Origin of the sequence: Amycolatopsis sp. NPDC098790 (assembly GCF_044759945.1) — a bacterium.
Taxonomy (GTDB): Bacteria; Actinomycetota; Actinomycetes; order Mycobacteriales; family Pseudonocardiaceae; genus Amycolatopsis.
This window is the reverse complement of the sequence record NZ_JBIWAI010000002.1, coordinates 1357068-1371257: the sequence shown is the minus strand read 5'-3', so window position 1 is coordinate 1371257 and position 14190 is coordinate 1357068. Positions and strand designations below refer to the sequence as shown.

Annotated in this window: 14 protein-coding genes; 5 read left to right on the top strand and 9 right to left on the bottom strand. The window is 72.4% G+C overall.

Annotation, left to right across the window (positions count from 1 at the left end):
* The first annotated feature begins 24 nt into the window (after positions 1 to 24).
* Entirely contained in the window at positions 25 to 402 is a 378-nt protein-coding gene (locus ACIQWX_RS20090) for a MerR family transcriptional regulator (RefSeq protein WP_400872836.1), read from the top strand.
* Here the strand turns inward: ACIQWX_RS20090 and ACIQWX_RS20085 are convergent.
* On the bottom strand, positions 383 to 2437 hold the full coding sequence (locus ACIQWX_RS20085; RefSeq protein ID WP_400872834.1) for an MMPL family transporter: 2055 nt from the start codon (positions 2435 to 2437) through the stop codon (positions 383 to 385). The two genes, ACIQWX_RS20090 and ACIQWX_RS20085, sit on opposite strands and share 20 nt — an antisense overlap.
* Positions 2438 to 2512: 75 nt before the next feature.
* Here ACIQWX_RS20085 and ACIQWX_RS20080 point away from each other — a divergent pair, with 75 nt between their 5' ends.
* The 3 genes from ACIQWX_RS20080 to ACIQWX_RS20070 all read left to right on the top strand — a co-directional run bounded on the left by ACIQWX_RS20080 (position 2513) and on the right by ACIQWX_RS20070 (position 3759).
* Positions 2513 to 2965, top strand: a complete 453-nt coding sequence (locus ACIQWX_RS20080) for a MarR family winged helix-turn-helix transcriptional regulator (RefSeq protein WP_400872831.1) — start codon at positions 2513 to 2515, stop codon at positions 2963 to 2965.
* 113 nt (positions 2966 to 3078) lie between these two features.
* Complete coding sequence (locus tag ACIQWX_RS20075) at positions 3079 to 3219, top strand: hypothetical protein (protein ID WP_400872828.1); 141 nt, start codon at positions 3079 to 3081, stop codon at positions 3217 to 3219.
* A 120-nt stretch (positions 3220 to 3339) separates the two neighbouring features.
* Positions 3340 to 3759, top strand: a complete 420-nt coding sequence (locus ACIQWX_RS20070) for a hypothetical protein (RefSeq protein ID WP_400872825.1) — start codon at positions 3340 to 3342, stop codon at positions 3757 to 3759.
* A 54-nt stretch (positions 3760 to 3813) separates the two neighbouring features.
* Here ACIQWX_RS20070 and ACIQWX_RS20065 read toward each other — a convergent pair whose 3' ends face one another.
* The 6 genes from ACIQWX_RS20065 to ACIQWX_RS20040 form a co-directional block, all read right to left on the bottom strand.
* A complete protein-coding gene (locus ACIQWX_RS20065; protein ID WP_400872822.1) occupies positions 3814 to 4440 on the bottom strand; it encodes a DUF4360 domain-containing protein in 627 nt (208 codons plus the stop codon).
* Positions 4441 to 4622: 182 nt separating this feature from the next.
* On the bottom strand, positions 4623 to 5486 hold the full coding sequence (locus ACIQWX_RS20060) for a spermidine synthase (RefSeq protein WP_400872819.1): 864 nt from the start codon (positions 5484 to 5486) through the stop codon (positions 4623 to 4625).
* Positions 5486 to 5845 (bottom strand): adenosylmethionine decarboxylase, encoded by a 360-nt coding sequence (gene speD / locus ACIQWX_RS20055; protein ID WP_400872816.1) that lies wholly within the window; start codon positions 5843 to 5845, stop codon positions 5486 to 5488. Before speD ends, ACIQWX_RS20060 begins: the two co-directional genes overlap by 1 nt.
* Positions 5838 to 6980, bottom strand: a complete 1143-nt coding sequence (locus ACIQWX_RS20050) for a type III PLP-dependent enzyme (RefSeq protein ID WP_400872813.1) — start codon at positions 6978 to 6980, stop codon at positions 5838 to 5840. Before ACIQWX_RS20050 ends, speD begins: the two co-directional genes overlap by 8 nt.
* Positions 6981 to 7002: 22 nt before the next feature.
* Complete coding sequence (locus ACIQWX_RS20045) at positions 7003 to 9543, bottom strand: glutaminase domain-containing protein (RefSeq protein WP_400872810.1); 2541 nt, start codon at positions 9541 to 9543, stop codon at positions 7003 to 7005.
* A gap of 763 nt (positions 9544 to 10306) precedes the next feature.
* On the bottom strand, positions 10307 to 10783 hold the full coding sequence (locus ACIQWX_RS20040; RefSeq protein WP_400872807.1) for an MSMEG_6728 family protein: 477 nt from the start codon (positions 10781 to 10783) through the stop codon (positions 10307 to 10309).
* A 49-nt stretch (positions 10784 to 10832) separates the two neighbouring features.
* Between ACIQWX_RS20040 and ACIQWX_RS20035 the strand changes: the two genes are divergently transcribed.
* Complete coding sequence (locus tag ACIQWX_RS20035) at positions 10833 to 12428, top strand: amidohydrolase (RefSeq protein WP_400872804.1); 1596 nt, start codon at positions 10833 to 10835, stop codon at positions 12426 to 12428.
* Here the strand turns inward: ACIQWX_RS20035 and ACIQWX_RS20030 are convergent.
* Positions 12397 to 12702, bottom strand: coding sequence for a DUF1883 domain-containing protein (locus ACIQWX_RS20030; RefSeq protein ID WP_086685181.1), 306 nt, complete (start codon positions 12700 to 12702; stop codon positions 12397 to 12399). The two genes, ACIQWX_RS20035 and ACIQWX_RS20030, sit on opposite strands and share 32 nt — an antisense overlap.
* A gap of 95 nt (positions 12703 to 12797) precedes the next feature.
* On the bottom strand, positions 12798 to 14171 hold the full coding sequence (locus tag ACIQWX_RS20025) for a hypothetical protein (protein ID WP_400872801.1): 1374 nt from the start codon (positions 14169 to 14171) through the stop codon (positions 12798 to 12800).
* Between the last annotated feature and the right edge of the window lie 19 nt (positions 14172 to 14190).

The following is a 14190-nucleotide window of genomic DNA, read 5'->3' as shown; positions in this document are numbered from 1 at the left end:
ACGCTTCAAGTCAAGGAGGCATTCATGACCTTGCTCGACATCGCCGAAGTCGCCGAGAAGTCCGGGCTGGCACCGTCGGCGCTGCGGTTCTACGAGAAGCGCGGGCTCGTCGAACCGGCCGGCCGCAACGGCCTGCGCCGCACGTACCACCCGGACGTCCTGCGCCGCCTCGACCTGGTCGCCTGCGCCCGCGGGGCGGGCTTCACGATCGCGGAGATCGCCCGGTTCCTGGTGGCCACCCCGACCGACGACGCGCTGCGCGAGCGCATGGCGGCCAAGGCAACCGAGCTCGAAGACACGATCGACCGCCTGACCAGGATGCGCGACAGCCTGCGCCACGCGGCGACCTGCGACCACGTGCCGCTCGTCGAATGCCCGGACTTCAAGCGGGCGATTTCGTAGCCTTCGCCAGCTTCGACGGCCACCAGATCCGCCGCCCGACGTCGACCGTCAGGGCCGGTACCAGCAGCGACCGGACCAGGAACGTGTCCAGCAGGACGCCGAACGCCACGATGAACGCGATCTGGGCCAGGAACAGGATCGGGATCACCGCCAGCGCCGAGAACGTCGCCGCCAGCACCACGCCCGCCGACGTGATCACCCCGCCCGTCAACGACAGTCCGCGCAGCGTCCCTTCGCGTGTGCCGCGGGTCAGTGCCTCCTCGCGGACCCGGGTCATCAGGAAGATGTTGTAGTCGATGCCCAGCGCCACCAGGAAGACGAACCCGAACAGCGGCACCACGGGGTCCGCGCCCGGGAAGTCCAGGACGTGGTTGAACACCACCGCGGACACGCCCATCGTCGCGGCGAACGAGAGCACCACCGTTGCGATCAGCAGCAGCGGGGCGAGCAACGACCGCAGCAGCAGGGCCAGCACCAGGAAGATCACCAGCAGCACGATCGGGATGATCAACGCGCGGTCGTGCTCCGACGTCTTCTGCGTGTCGAGCTGGATCGCCGTCGGGCCACCGACTTTCGCGTTCGCGCCCGGGATTGCGTGGACGGCGTCCCGCAGCCGGCCGACCGTCGCGACCGCCGCTTCGGAGTCGGCCGGGTCGTTCAGCACAGAGAGGATCTGGACGCGGCCGTTCACTTCCTTGGGCAGCGGCACCGACTGTGCCACTCCGTCCATTTTGGACGCGGCCAGCACCGCGGGCACGGCGTCCGCGTCGGCGATCGTGATGGCGGGCGCGCCGAGGCCGCCCGGGAAGTGCTTGCCCAGGACGTCCTGCCCGGTCCCGGATTCGACCTGCGTGAGGAAGACGTCGGACTGCGCGGTGCCGGACGCCTTGAGCTGCGGCAGGAACGCGACGCCGACGCCGAGGACGAGCGCCGTCACCACCCAGACCACGCGCGGCCGCCGGCCGACCAGCCGGGCCACGCGGCCCCAGATCCCGGACGTTTCGGGGTGCGGCGAGCCGAGCGCCGGCTTGAACGGCCAGAACGCGCCGCGGCCGCACAGGGCCAGCACGGCGGGCAGGAACGTCGTCGACGCCAGCAGCGCCGCGCCGATGCCGATGGCCGCGACCGGGCCGAGGCCCTTGTTCGAATTCAGGTCGCTGAACAGCAGGCACAGCACGCCGAGGATCACGGTGCCCGCCGACGCGGCGATCGGTTCGAGCGTCGCGCGCCAGGCCAGCTTGAGCGCGTCGAAGCGGCTCGGCGTGTCCCGCAGCTGTTCCCGGAACCGCGCGACGAGCAGCAGCGCGTAGTCGGTCGCCGCGCCGAACACGAGGATCGAGAGGATGCCCTGGCTCTGGCCGTTGAGCGCGAGGACGTCGTTCTTCGCCAGCAGGTAGACGACGAGGCTGGCGAGCCCGAGTGCGAACACCGCCGACAGCAGGACGAGGAACGGCAGCAGCGGGCTGCGGTAGACGGCGATGAGGATCAGCGCGACCACGCCGCCGGCGACGAGCAGCAGGATGCCGTCGATGCCGCCGAACGCCGTCACCAGGTCGGCGATCTGCCCGGCGGGTCCGGTGACCAGCACGGTGAGCCCGTCGGGAGCGCCGGTGAGCTTCGCGCGGACTTCCTTGACGACGTCGGCGGGGTTGCCGTCGGCGAGGATCGGGACGGCCAGCTGCACGGCCTGGTCGTCGCGCGGCGCCTTCTCGGGCTGCCCGAGCGGGCCGACCACGCCGGGCACGGTGCCCAGCTCCGCGGCCTTGGCGTCGAGGAACCGGCGGTCGTCGGCGGTCAGGCCGGTGGTGCGCTCGGCGACGACGGTCGCGGGCAGCACCTGGCGCGGCGTGAAGGCCTTCTGCTCGTCGGAGACCTCGGTGGCCTCGGCCGAGCGCGGCAGGAAGGCGGCGTTGTCGTTCTTCGCGACCTCGCCGAGCTTCCCGGCGAACGGGCCGCCGAACCCGCCCAGCCCGAGCCAGGCGATCACCAGGAGGGCGGGGACCAGCCAGCGGAGGCGGCGCGGCTTGTCGTTCATGGTCGCTAAGGTCCTTTCGAGGGCGAACACGCCCAATTGTTCAGCAAGCTGAACATTCTGCACGACGGACCCGGAGTGACGGTGAGCACAACCCCCGAACCCGACCTGAGCACGTGGCCGACGGGCCGGCTGCTCGCCGTGGCGGCGCGCCTGGTGGAACACCGCTGGGCGGCGGTGCTCGACGGCATGGGACTCACCCACGCGGGGCTGATCGCGCTGCACACCCTGCGCGACGGGCCGCTCCCCCAGCGGACGCTGGCCCAGCGCTGCCAGGTCACGGACCAGACGATCAGCCGCACCCTCGACCGGCTGGCCAAGGCGGGGTTCGTCACGCGGACGCCGGACCCCGCGGACGCCCGGCGGCACGTCACCCAGCTGACGCCCCGGGGGCGGGCGGTCCACGAACAGGCGGTGCGGGCCGAACCCGCGGTGCTCGGGGACCTCGGCGAGGACGACGCGTTCCGGGCCGGCTTGCTGCAGGTGATCGCCCGGCTGTCGGCGGCGGATCGAGACCAACCGGTGACCTGACCGGCTTCGCCCAGGCCAGGCCCGGATTCCCGGGCCGGGAAAGGCTTCTCCGCCGTCATTCCGGCGATTCAGCTCGAGCGTGGCTGGGTAGGTGTTCTGGCATGTGGATCGCGGTGAGCACCCCAGTGGCCCTCCTGATCGCTACCGTCCTGATGGAGCGGTTCGAGCGACGATGCACGCTGACTCCGGCCGCGCAGGGCGAACCGGCCGAGCTGCCGGCCGCGGGCGGCGCGACCCGCGTCCGTCCTTTGTAGACTCTCCGTTGACCTCCGTGTGATCCACGTCTCACTCCCCTTCGCCGAGAACCTCGGGCCCGCCCCGCGGCGACTGACGAAGCAGATCCGGCGAACCCCGGATCCAGGGAGGAGAACACCATGCGCAGCAGGACCACTCGCGCGGTGACCGGGCTGGCCGCCGCGGCGGGGCTCGTCACGGCGGTGAGCATCGGGATCGCCGGCGGCGCGTCGGCCGAATCGGGGACCACGGAGGGGACCATGACCGCACAGCCACCCCAGGGCGCTCGCGCCACCGTCGAGGTGACGCCGAATCCGACCACCCACCGCGGCCAGGAAGTGACCATCACCGGCGACTGCGGCGGCGGCACGGGGCTCAAGTCCGTCCTCGGCGGCTTCCCGGACCGCCCGGCACTGGAGAACATCCGCATCCTCGACGCGGGCCCGGAGCACTTCGTCGCCAAGGCGACCGTGGCGCAGCACATCGGCAACGGCGTCGGACCGGTCTTCGTCGATTGCGGCGGCGAAGCGGGAGTGACACTCCTGGTCACCCACGTCTAGCGCGAAGCGGCCCGTTCACCGGGCAGTACCGGTGAGCGGGCCATTTCGCGGAATTCAGCAGGTATTCCACGCGAAGTGGTAAATCGTGTCCACGCTCGCGTGTTCGGAATCCATTTCGATGTAACTCGTCCCACCGGAACTGCCCGCGTCCGCGCGCAGTTCCGCATTGATGTTCAGGTTGCGGTCCTCACCGCACGGGGCGAACACGAGCGCCGCCACGTCGGTGGTGTCCGTCGCGCGCCACACGCCGTGGAACGGGCCCGGGTAGGTGTGGCGCACCCGGGCCGTCGGCGCGGTGCCCGTGAAGTAGTAGTTGGCCTGCTCGAGCGCGCTCGCCCCGCTCTCGATGTGCGCGAAACCGCGGTATTCGGCCTCGGCGATCGCGTACGTGAACCCTTGCGGGACATGGACGAGCACGTTGATCTGGCAGTTCTTCCTGGCGTCGAGCGCGGACGCGCCACCTCCGGCCTTGGCGGTGAAGTTCGTGTAGTGCACCGTGAACGACGTGTTGTCGGACGCGACGTCGGCGGTCGCCGCGGCCGTGCCCGCCGGGCAGCCCGACCCGTTGATGGTCTTGACGTCGAGCGTGATCTTTTCGGTCGGAGCCGACGTCGCCGCGGAATCGACGGGTGCGGCGAGGGCGGACAGAACCATTCCGGCTACGACCAACATACCGAGCATGACGCTCCTCCAAATGGGCCACGGTGCCTTTTGATCACGATGATCGCGCGCGGAACGGATCGTAGCGCGAGCGCAACCTTTTCGACGGCCACTGAACGGAGTAACACGACAACGCGGAGTGCGGGAAATCCATTTCCCGTTTTTTATCGCTCGAATACTTGATTGCGTCGGACAATCAACGGTCAGCGCTGGTCCGGACCACTGGCGTGCCGGAGCGAATACGGCGGGGTCGTCCCGCCGCGCAGCGCTTCGGCGTCCAGCGTGGCCGCGCCGCTCCCCCGCTCCGCGAACCGACGGGCCACCAGGGCACCCGGGTCGTCGACGACGTCGGCGCGGCCGGTGAGGAACGCCCACTCGTGCTCGTCGGACCCGAAGTACAGCACCGTCCCGAACACCTCGCGGAACCGGCGCCACGATGCGAGCAGCGTTTCGTTGCGCCACAGCGTCGGGCAGCCCGCCTGACACGTCACCACCCCGCCGGGCGCCAGGACGCGGGCGCACCGGCCGAGGAAGTCCGTGCCGTACAAGCGGTTGTGCTGCGCGTCCGGGTCGGTGTTCTCGTCCGGCAGGTCGATCACGACGACGTCGTAGGCGTCGCCGCGCTCCTCGGCCGCGGCCAGGAACGCCCAGCCGTCCTCATAGGACACCCGGACCGGCCCGCCGCCGCGGGCGAGGTCCGCGGTCGTGTAGCCGTAGGGCAGGTGCTCGGCGCAGGCCCGCACGGCCTGCTCGTCGATGTCGACGTGGTCGACGAGCGTGGCCCCGGCCGAAACCGCCAGTTCGGAAGCGACGCCTTCGCTCGACCCGATGATCAGCACCCGCCGCACCCGCTCGGCCAGCAGCAGGGCCGGCACCATCAGCGCCTCGTGGTAGACGAGCTGGCTGGCTTCGGTGCTCTGCCGTTCGCCGTCGCAGAACAGCGAAATCCCCTGCGCGGTCTTCCCGATCAGCACTTCCTGGTACGGCGTGCGCGCGTGGAAGCGCACGTCGCCGACCTCCCACACGCGGGTGAGGCCGGCGCCGACCGGTTCGTGGATCGTGGGCATCAGCGTTCTCCCCGGTGCAGGACGGACAGGTGGACCGAAGCGGCGTCCAGCGCCTTCGCCAGCAACCGCAGCGCGTGCTCGGGGTCGGCGCGCGAGCCGCAGGTGAACACGTCGGCGAACAGCGAGCCGTGCTCGGGGTAGGTGTGCACGGACGCGTGCGACTCGGCGAGCAGCGCGATCACCGTGGCGCCCTGCGGCACGAACCGCTTGGCCACGACGTCGACGACCGTCGCGCCCGCCTCCGTCACCGCCGCCCGCAGCAGTTCGCCGAGGCGCGCGGCGTCGTTGAGCAGGTCCGGGTCGACGCCGTGCAGCTCGGCGAGCACGTGGCGCCCGGTGAACCGGCCGATCTCAGGCATCGCCCCACCGCCCGACGCAGTGGGTGCGCAGCGGCTCGATCCCGTTGAACCCGACCGACGCGTAGCTCGCGGTGTAGGCGCCGGTGCCCGGCACGTCGAGCCGGTCGCCGGTGCGCAGGGACAGCGGCAGCTCGTACGGCGTCCGCTGGTAGAGGACGTCGTCGCCGTCGCAGGTCGGTCCGGCGAGCACCACCGGCCCGCTCGGCCCTTCTTGTGCCGCCACCGGCTCGAACCGGTAGGCGATGGCCTCGTTCTCGGCCTCGGCGAGCCCGTTGTAGCGCCCGATGTCGAGGTAGACCCAGCGCCGTTCGCCGCGCCACGCGACCAGCACGACCTCGGTCCGCAGCAGGCCCGCGTCGGCGACGAGCACCCGGCCCGGCTCCAGCATCAGCTCGGGCCGCTCCCCGGGGAAGTGCGTGTCGAGGGCGGACGCGATCGTCGCCGCGTACGCGTCGAGGGTGGGCACCGCGGTCCGGTGGGTGGTCGCGAAACCGCCGCCGAGGTTGAGCCGCGTCATGGCGACGCCCTGCGCCGCGGCCTCGGCGAACAGCTTCGCCGCCGTGGCGATCCCGATCTCCCAGGCGCCGGCGTCCGGCTGTTGTGACCCGACGTGGAAGGCGATCCCGGGCCGCAGCCCCCGCGCGGCCGCGCGCAGCACGAGGTCGAGGGCTTCGGCCGGCTCGCAGCCGAACTTCCGGCCGAACGGCGTCACCGAGTCCGGCGCGTCGAGCACCACGCGGATCGACACGGCCGAGCCCGGCGCGTGCTCGGCCAGGTGGTCGACGTCGGCGGCCGCGTCCGAGGTGAACTCGCGGACGCCGCGGTCGAAGGCGTCCGCGATGTCCCGGGGTTTCTTGATCGGGTTCCCGTAGGCGAGGTCCGCCGGGTCCGCGCCGCGCTCGATGCAGAGGGCGAGTTCGGCGGGCCCGGCGACGTCGAAGCCGATCCCGGCCGCCACCAGCGCGTCGAGCACCGGCGGCGCCGGGTTGGCCTTGACGGCGTACCGGATCAGCGCGCCCGGGAACGCCGAGCGGACCTCGCGCGCCCGGGCCGCGACGCCGTCGGTGTCGACGACGAGGCACGGGGTCGGCGGGTCCCGTTCGTCGAGGAACCGGCGGAGGGGGTCGGCGCACACGGCGCCAGTCTTGCAAACGACGTCAGACGAACCGCCACAGGTGGTCCGGTGTCCCGTTGTCGTCCCACTGGGTCACCTGCGCGCCGTCCGCCGTGGACTGCTGGTCGACGGCCAGCACCTTCCCGCTGCGGACGTTGACGAGCTTCGACCAGCCGCCGCCCGCGTCGACGATCCGCCAGTTGTGGTCGGGGGTGCCGTTGTCCTGGAACTGCTGGACGTGGGCGCCGTTGTCGAGGCTCTGGTCGTGCACCGCGAGGACCTTCCCGCTGTTGCGGTTGACGATCCGGACCGTGCCGTCGCCGTTGTCGGCCACCGCCCAGAGGTGGTCGGCCGAGCCGTTGTCCGACCACTGCGTGACTTCCGCGGTGTCGGCCAGCGACATGTTCGACACGGCGAGCACCTTGCCCGAGCGCTGGTTCTGCAGCTTGCGCCAGACGGTGGTCGACGCGGCCGGGCGCGTCAGCAGGGCCAGGTAGCCGCCGGCGACCGGGCGGGCCTGGAAGCCGCGCTGGGTGGCGTCGGCGACGACGTACCAGTCGCTGAACGGCACCCGCTGCGGCGTCACGTTCGCGTAGCTGTACACGCCTTCGACCAGCGACGTGCGGATGTTCGGCTGGTCGGTCAGCCAGGCCGCGGTCCAAAGTTCCCAGTCGGCCTTCGTGTAGTTGTTGCGCGGGTCGAGCAGGACGCCGTGGGCGCCGACGCGGCCCTGGTACCAGGCCGCTTCCTGGGCGGCGACGCCGAGCGGGACCAGGTCGAGGCCGAGCACGCGGTCGGCGAAGCCGTTGTACTTCAGGTTCCACGTGCCGGGCTGGTCGTAGGCGAGCTTGAGGTGCTGGTTCGACGTGTCCTGGGCGAGGGTGACCCACTGGCTGATGTAGCTGCGGGACGTCGAGCGGTAGCGCTGGACGTCGGCGGTGTTGCCGACCGCGGCGGCGATGATCCCCATCGCGCCGACGCCGATGATGCCCTTCAGCGCGAGGTTGGCGCTGTGCGCGATGAAGCCGGTGAAGTCGTCGGTCTGGTTCTGGAAGCCGGGGTCGAGGGTGTTCCCGACCAGGTATTCGGCCCATTGCCGCAGGATCCGGTAGTGGGTGTTCGCGAAGGCGACGGCGTCCGCCGACGGCAGCCGCTGCACCAGGGCGGCGGCCATGATCAGCATGTTGGCCGACTCCTCGACCGGCATGCTCTCCTCGTTGCCGTCGTTGTGCCCGGTCGCGTCCGGGTAGTGGGTGCCGAGGTCGTGCTCGGCGAACTGCATCGGCCAGCCGCCCCGCTCGGCGTAGTCGAGCAGCGGCTCCAGGATCAGCCGCAGGTACGCCGGGGAAAGGTAGAGGTAGGCGGGGAACGCCGGGTAGGTGACGTCCACTGTGGACATGTTGCCGTTGGAGGAGATCTCCTTGAGGAAGCCCCACGGCGCGCCGCCGCGGTCGACGAGCTCGGTGCCGCCGAAGGCCTGGCGCAGCGCGAGCGCGCAGATCCCGGCGTAGTGCTCGCCGGTGGTACCGCCGCCGGCCGCGGCGACGGCGTCGTCGTGCAGGCGCTGGTCCAGCGCGGTCGCGGCGGACAGCGCGCTCGCGTAGTCGTTGCCGAACCAGACGGCCATGTCCTGCCAGCTGCCCCAGTAGTGCGTCCACCAGGGGTTCAGCGGCGTGCCGAGGTAGCGGACGGCGGGCGTGCGGACGTGGCCGATCGAAAGCGTGAACGGCGTCGAGGTGCCGCCGGCCGGGATGGTGCCGAGGTTCTTGTTGAAGGCGAGCACCGGCCAGCGGTCGTTGATCGCGCGCGGCTGGGCGGTGTCGCTGCTGTTGTTGAGGGCGCCTTGGCCCGCCGAGGCGGCGCGCACGACGGTGTCCTGCCCGATCTGCCAGCTGGTCCCGGACGTCGGCGCGGCCAGCACGAGCGAGCCCCAGCTCGCCTGGTCGCCGTTCTCCTGCAGGACGCCCGGGCTCGCCGGGGTGCAGCTGAGGAGGGTGTAGCCGCCCGCTTGCTGCTGGGTCCAGGTGACCGGGGTCGAGGTGTTGCCGTGCACCCACTCGGCGGAGGTGTCGAAGTGCAGGTCGACGGCGTGCGCGCGGCCGTCGGCGCTGGCGGCCTGAAGGGTGACGTAGCCGAAGGGGACGCACTGGCGCTGCAGGTTCGCCGGGTCGACGGGCGAGAAGAACGTGACGGTGAGGTTCACGCCGCCGCCGGTGAGGACGTAGGTCGAGCGCGTGCCGGTGACCTGCAGGCTGACCTGCGTCATCGGCGTGAGGGTGGGCCCGCTCGGCAGGGCGGGCTGACCGGCGAAGACGTAGGCGGCGCCGTCGATGCGGGCGAGGCCGCAGAGGGCGGTGATGTGCCCGGTCCAGAAGCTCGACCAGCTGCCGGCGAGGTTGTCGGCGGGCTGCCAGGTGGAGAGGTAGGGCGAGCGGACGACGAGCGGGGTGGCGGGCGGCCGGATCGGGCTGAAGGTCCCCGCGGCGGCGGCGGTCCCGGGCAGCCAGAGCGCGGCGGCGACGGCTGCGGCGGTCCCGCCGGCGAGCCGGATCAGGTCCCGGCGGGTGAGTTCTCGGGCGGACATCGGTGGCCCCTTTCACGGGCTGGTGGGCTCGTGCGGGGATAACTTTTACATCGTTGGTACAACGTTGTAAATCCGCCGTTGGTCGGTGTGGTTGAGGGGTGACGGACCAGTTGAGGCGCAGGTCCGGTGCGGATTTCGGCCGAGGTCGGACTCGATGGCGGCGGCTCGCGGCGCGGGCCGCAGGCTCGCGGGTGGCGGCCTGCGGGTGGAGGTGCCGGTGGCCGGCGGTGCCGGTGGCCGGCGAGCGGCGGCCGGTGGCTGGCGGCCGGTGGTTGGCGGCCCGCAGGCGGCGGTGCCGGTGGCCGACGAGCGGCGGCCGGTGGCTGGCGGCCGGTGGCTGGCGGTGCCGGTGGTCGGCGGTGCCGGTGGCCGACGGGCGGCGGTCCGTGGCCGGCGGCCTGCAGGCGGCGGTGCCGGTGGCCGGTGGCCGGCGGGCGGCAGTCCGTGGCCGGCGGCCGGCAGGCGGCGATGCCGGTGGCCAGCGAGCGGCGGTCCGTGGCCGACGATCTCCCGCGCCGCGGCTCAGGCGACTCGATTCAGGACGGCCACTCCGCCCTCAAACGTCTTGAATGAGTCATTCAGGGCGCCGGAGGTCCTGAATGACTCATTCAAGACCTTTCGGGAGCCAGCGGGCGGGTCAGACGAGTGCGCGGTGCCAGGGCCGGGGGCCGAGCTGCGCGGGCCGGTGGTCGGTGAGCAGCGGTGCGGCGGGCCCGCGGGCGAACCGGCCGGGGCAGGGCCGCCGGGTTCGCGGCCGCACGAGTCAGGCCGCGCGCGGCGGCCGATCCGACGCCGGCCAGACGTACGGCAGATCGTCCGGCACACCCGGGAACCGGTCCGCGTAGTGCTCCGGGTCCTTCCGCACCAGCGCGGACCGGTGGCTGAGGTGCAGGGCTTCGTCCCCCAGCCATGGCGGGACCTCCCCCGCGCCCGCCAGCTCGGCCTGCGTGCGGACCGCCGAGCGCCCGATCGCGACCGTGAACTCGTCGGTCAGCTTCACCGCGCACGTGTCCGCCGCGCCCAGTTCGCACCACACCGCGCACACCTCGAGGCCGTAGCGCGTCAGCGCCTCCTCGTAGCCGGTCCACATCTTCGCCGCCGGGTGGTGGCGCCAGCCGTAGCCCGGGATGATCAGCGCGCGCAGCACCTGGAGCGTCTCCACGCGCTGCTTGCCCAGGCGGCGGCGGTCGAGCGCGCGGGCGCTCTCGGTGAAGTCGGCGAACGGCAGGAACGTCTGCATCCCGGCCGGGTACCCCGGGACGGCCCGTCGATGCGGGAAGATCGGGGGTATGCACGCCGACCTCGTCTTCACCCGCGGCCCCGTGCTCACGCCCGGCGGCCGGGCCGGGTTCGCGGCCGTCCGCGGCGACCGGATCACCGCCGTCGGCGCCGACCCCACCCCGCTGATCGGCCCGCACACCGAGGTCGTCGACCTGGGCGGTCGGCTGCTCCTGCCCGGCTTCCAGGACGCGCACATCCACGCCGTCGGCGGCGGCGTCGAACTCGGCAAGTGCGACCTCACCGGCGCGACCAGCGTCGTGAGCTGCCTCGACGCCGTCGCCGCGTACGCCAGGGCCAACCCGCGGCTCGAGTGGCTCACCGGCAGCGGCTGGTCGCTCGACACCTTCGCGGGTGGGCTCCCCCACCGCGGGCTGCTCGACGCCGTCGTCGCGGACCGGCCGGTCGTCCTGGTCAACCGCGACCACCACGGCGCCTGGCTGAACAGCGCCGCGCTCGCCCGCGCCGGCATCACCGCGGACACGCCCGACCCGCCGGACGGCCGCATCGAGCGCGACGCCGACGGCCCCACCGGCGTCCTGCAGGAGGGCGCGATGGACCTCGTCACGCGGCTGCTGCCGCCGGTCACCGAGGTCGACGAGCTGTCCGGCCTGCTGCGCGCGCAGCGGCTGCTGCACTCGCTCGGCGTCACCGCCTGGCAGGACGCGCTCCTCGGCGAGTACGGCGGCATGCCGGACCCGTCGCGTGCGTACGCGACCGCGTCGGAACGCGGCCTGCTGACCGCCCGGGTCACCGGCGCGCTCTGGTGGGACCGCGACCGCGGCGCCGAGCAGCTCCCGGAACTCGTGGAACGCCGGGAGTCGTTGCGCCGCAGCGGGTTCCGCGCCGAAACCGTCAAGATCATGTTGGACGGCGTCGCCGAGAACCACACCGCGGCGCTGCTCGGCCCCTACCTGTGCACCGGCCACAGTGGACTGAGCTTCGTCGACGCGGTGGCGTTGCGCGAGTACGTGACGCTCCTGGACGCGCACGGTTTCCAGGTGCACTTCCACGCGCTCGGCGACCGCGCGGTACGCGACGCGCTCGACGCCGTCGAAGCCGCCCGCGCGGCGAACGGCACCGGCCGGCGCCACCACCTCGCGCACCTGCAGGTGGTGCACCCCGACGACGTCCCGCGGTTCGGGCGGCTCGGCGCGACCGCGACGATCCAGCCGTTGTGGGCCGTGCACGAGCCTCAGATGGACGAGCTGACCATCCCCTTCCTCGGCGCCGAACGGGCGGCGTGGCAGTACCCGTTCGGCGCCCTGCTGCGGGCCGGGGCCACCCTGGCCGCCGGCAGCGACTGGCCGGTGAGCAGCCCCGACCCGCTGCAGGGCATCCACGTCGCGGTCAACCGGATCCCGTACGGCGAGGACGTCCCCGCGTTCCTACCGGGCCAGCGGATCGGCCTGGCCGAGGCGATCACCGCCTACACAGCGGGTTCGGCCTACGTCAACCACCTCGACGACACGGGCGTGATCCGCCCCGGGCACCGCGCCGACCTGGTGGTGCTCGACCGCGATCCCTTCGCGGGCCCCGACCGCGAGATCGGGGCCGCGAGGGTCGCGATGACGTTCACCGGGGGCCGGTGCGTCCACGAGCCATGACGGCGGGCTCCGGTTCGACGCTCACCCGGGGCCGCAGCGGCAGGTTCTCCAGCCCTTCGACGTCGAGCACGAGGAACCAGTGCGCGTTGGCCGGGATGTGGATCTTGAACATCGGTGCGGTGGCCACCCCGCCGTGCATCCGGTAGTACTGCCGGCGCCGGTAGGCCTGGAAGTTGACCTCCGTCAGGAGCCTGACATTGGCCATCGCGTCCAGGCGGATGGTGACCACCGCGTCTCTTCGCACTTTCCCGAGATCGAACACATTCGCTTCCATTACGCCCCTCTTCACGCGTGGGTTGTGGTTGTGGCGGGTCGCGGGCAGCGCGGAACGCGCCGCGCACGCGACGGCGAGATCGATCGGGAGGGGGCTCAGCCGGGGCCGGTGCCCGGTTCGCAGGGCCGCCAGAGCGGCACGAAGTCCCCGTGCGACCGCGTGAACGCCCGGGTCGCGCCGGGGCCGTGGTCGGGGGTGAGGAAGGCGGGCGGGATGGTGGGGCCGGTCCCGCAGGCGGCATCGGCGGGAGCAGCGGGCTCCCGCGGCGCCGGGGCATGGCCGGGCGCGCGATCGGGATGCGACGCGGCGGTGTGGCCCGCGGTGACCTTCGCCTTCGCGGCGGGCTGGGGGCAGTCTCCGGCCCGGGTGGTTGATGGGGCGGTGGTCCGTCGTTCGGTGAGGGCGGCCGCGGTCGGCTGGGGGTTTGCTTCCGGGATCTTCGTTCGGAATGCCTGGGCGAAGTGCAGATTGGTGGACGGCAACCTGGTGGGCGGGTCGGCGACGAGATCATCGCCGGGTTCGACCACGGGATCGACGGCGGTATCGGTGATTGGCTCGACGACCGGGTTGACGGTTTGCACGACCGGTTCGACCACCGGCGCGACGGCTCGCACGACCGGGTTGACCACTGGTGCGACAGCTTGCACGACCGGGTCGATCACGGGGGCCGCCGCGCGGACGACGTCCGAGACGGGTTCGAGAATCGGCTCGACCACGGGCGCGGCGGCGCGGATGACCTGGGAGACCGGCTGGAGAACCGGCTTCACCACCGGCACGGCGGCGCGCACGACATCCGACACCGGCTCGAGCACGGGGCCGGCCGCCCGCACGACCCGCGACACCGGCTCGAGAACCGGCTCCACGGAACGCACCACGGGCTCGACGACTGGCGCGGCGGCGCGCACCACGCTCGACACCGGTTCGAGTACGGGACCGGTCGCCTGCACCACTCGCGAAACCGGCTCGGCCACGGGAGCCGCCGCACCCACGACCCGCGACACCGGCTCAAGGACCGGCTCAACGGAACGCACCACGGGCTCGACCACCGGCACGGCGGCGCGCACCACATCTGACACCGGCTCAACCACGGGGCCGGTCGCCTGCACCACTTGGGAAACCGGCTCGGTCACCGGCGCGGCAGCGCGCACCACCCGGGAAACCGGCTCGGTCACCGGCTCGACAGCCCGCGCCACCGGCTTGACCTCGCCCTCCGCGGCGCGAACTGAGCGCGCCACCGGCTCGGCCGCACGCGCAACCGGCTCCGTCACCGACGGCACCAAAGCGCCGCCACCGGATGGCGGCTCCCCCAACGCCCCCGCCACGAAAGCACCCAACGGATCCCGTCCGGCGGCCTCGGCGTGCCCCGACAACAACCAGGACACCAGCCACAAGCCCGCCGCCGCCGCGGCGACCACCAGTGCGCGCCGGGCGGCGGTTCTCATGCCACCCCTTTCGCGAGCCCTGGTCACGGTCGGCGTACCTCCGGAT

What these genes read in the sequence shown, in the direction of transcription:
- ACIQWX_RS20090 (WP_400872836.1), top strand. Translation starts at nt 25, where the DNA reads ATGACCTTGCTCGACATCGCCGAAGTCGCCGAGAAGTCCGGGCTGGCA.
- ACIQWX_RS20040 (WP_400872807.1), bottom strand. Translation starts at nt 10,783, where the DNA reads ATGCAGACGTTCCTGCCGTTCGCCGACTTCACCGAGAGCGCCCGCGCG.
- ACIQWX_RS20035 (WP_400872804.1), top strand. Translation starts at nt 10,833, where the DNA reads ATGCACGCCGACCTCGTCTTCACCCGCGGCCCCGTGCTCACGCCCGGC.
- ACIQWX_RS20030 (WP_086685181.1), bottom strand. Translation starts at nt 12,702, where the DNA reads ATGGAAGCGAATGTGTTCGATCTCGGGAAAGTGCGAAGAGACGCGGTG.
- ACIQWX_RS20085 (WP_400872834.1), bottom strand. Translation starts at nt 2,437, where the DNA reads ATGAACGACAAGCCGCGCCGCCTCCGCTGGCTGGTCCCCGCCCTCCTG.
- ACIQWX_RS20070 (WP_400872825.1), top strand. Translation starts at nt 3,340, where the DNA reads ATGCGCAGCAGGACCACTCGCGCGGTGACCGGGCTGGCCGCCGCGGCG.
- ACIQWX_RS20065 (WP_400872822.1), bottom strand. Translation starts at nt 4,440, where the DNA reads ATGCTCGGTATGTTGGTCGTAGCCGGAATGGTTCTGTCCGCCCTCGCC.
- speD (WP_400872816.1), bottom strand. Translation starts at nt 5,845, where the DNA reads ATGCCTGAGATCGGCCGGTTCACCGGGCGCCACGTGCTCGCCGAGCTG.
- ACIQWX_RS20045 (WP_400872810.1), bottom strand. Translation starts at nt 9,543, where the DNA reads ATGTCCGCCCGAGAACTCACCCGCCGGGACCTGATCCGGCTCGCCGGC.
- ACIQWX_RS20060 (WP_400872819.1), bottom strand. Translation starts at nt 5,486, where the DNA reads ATGCCCACGATCCACGAACCGGTCGGCGCCGGCCTCACCCGCGTGTGG.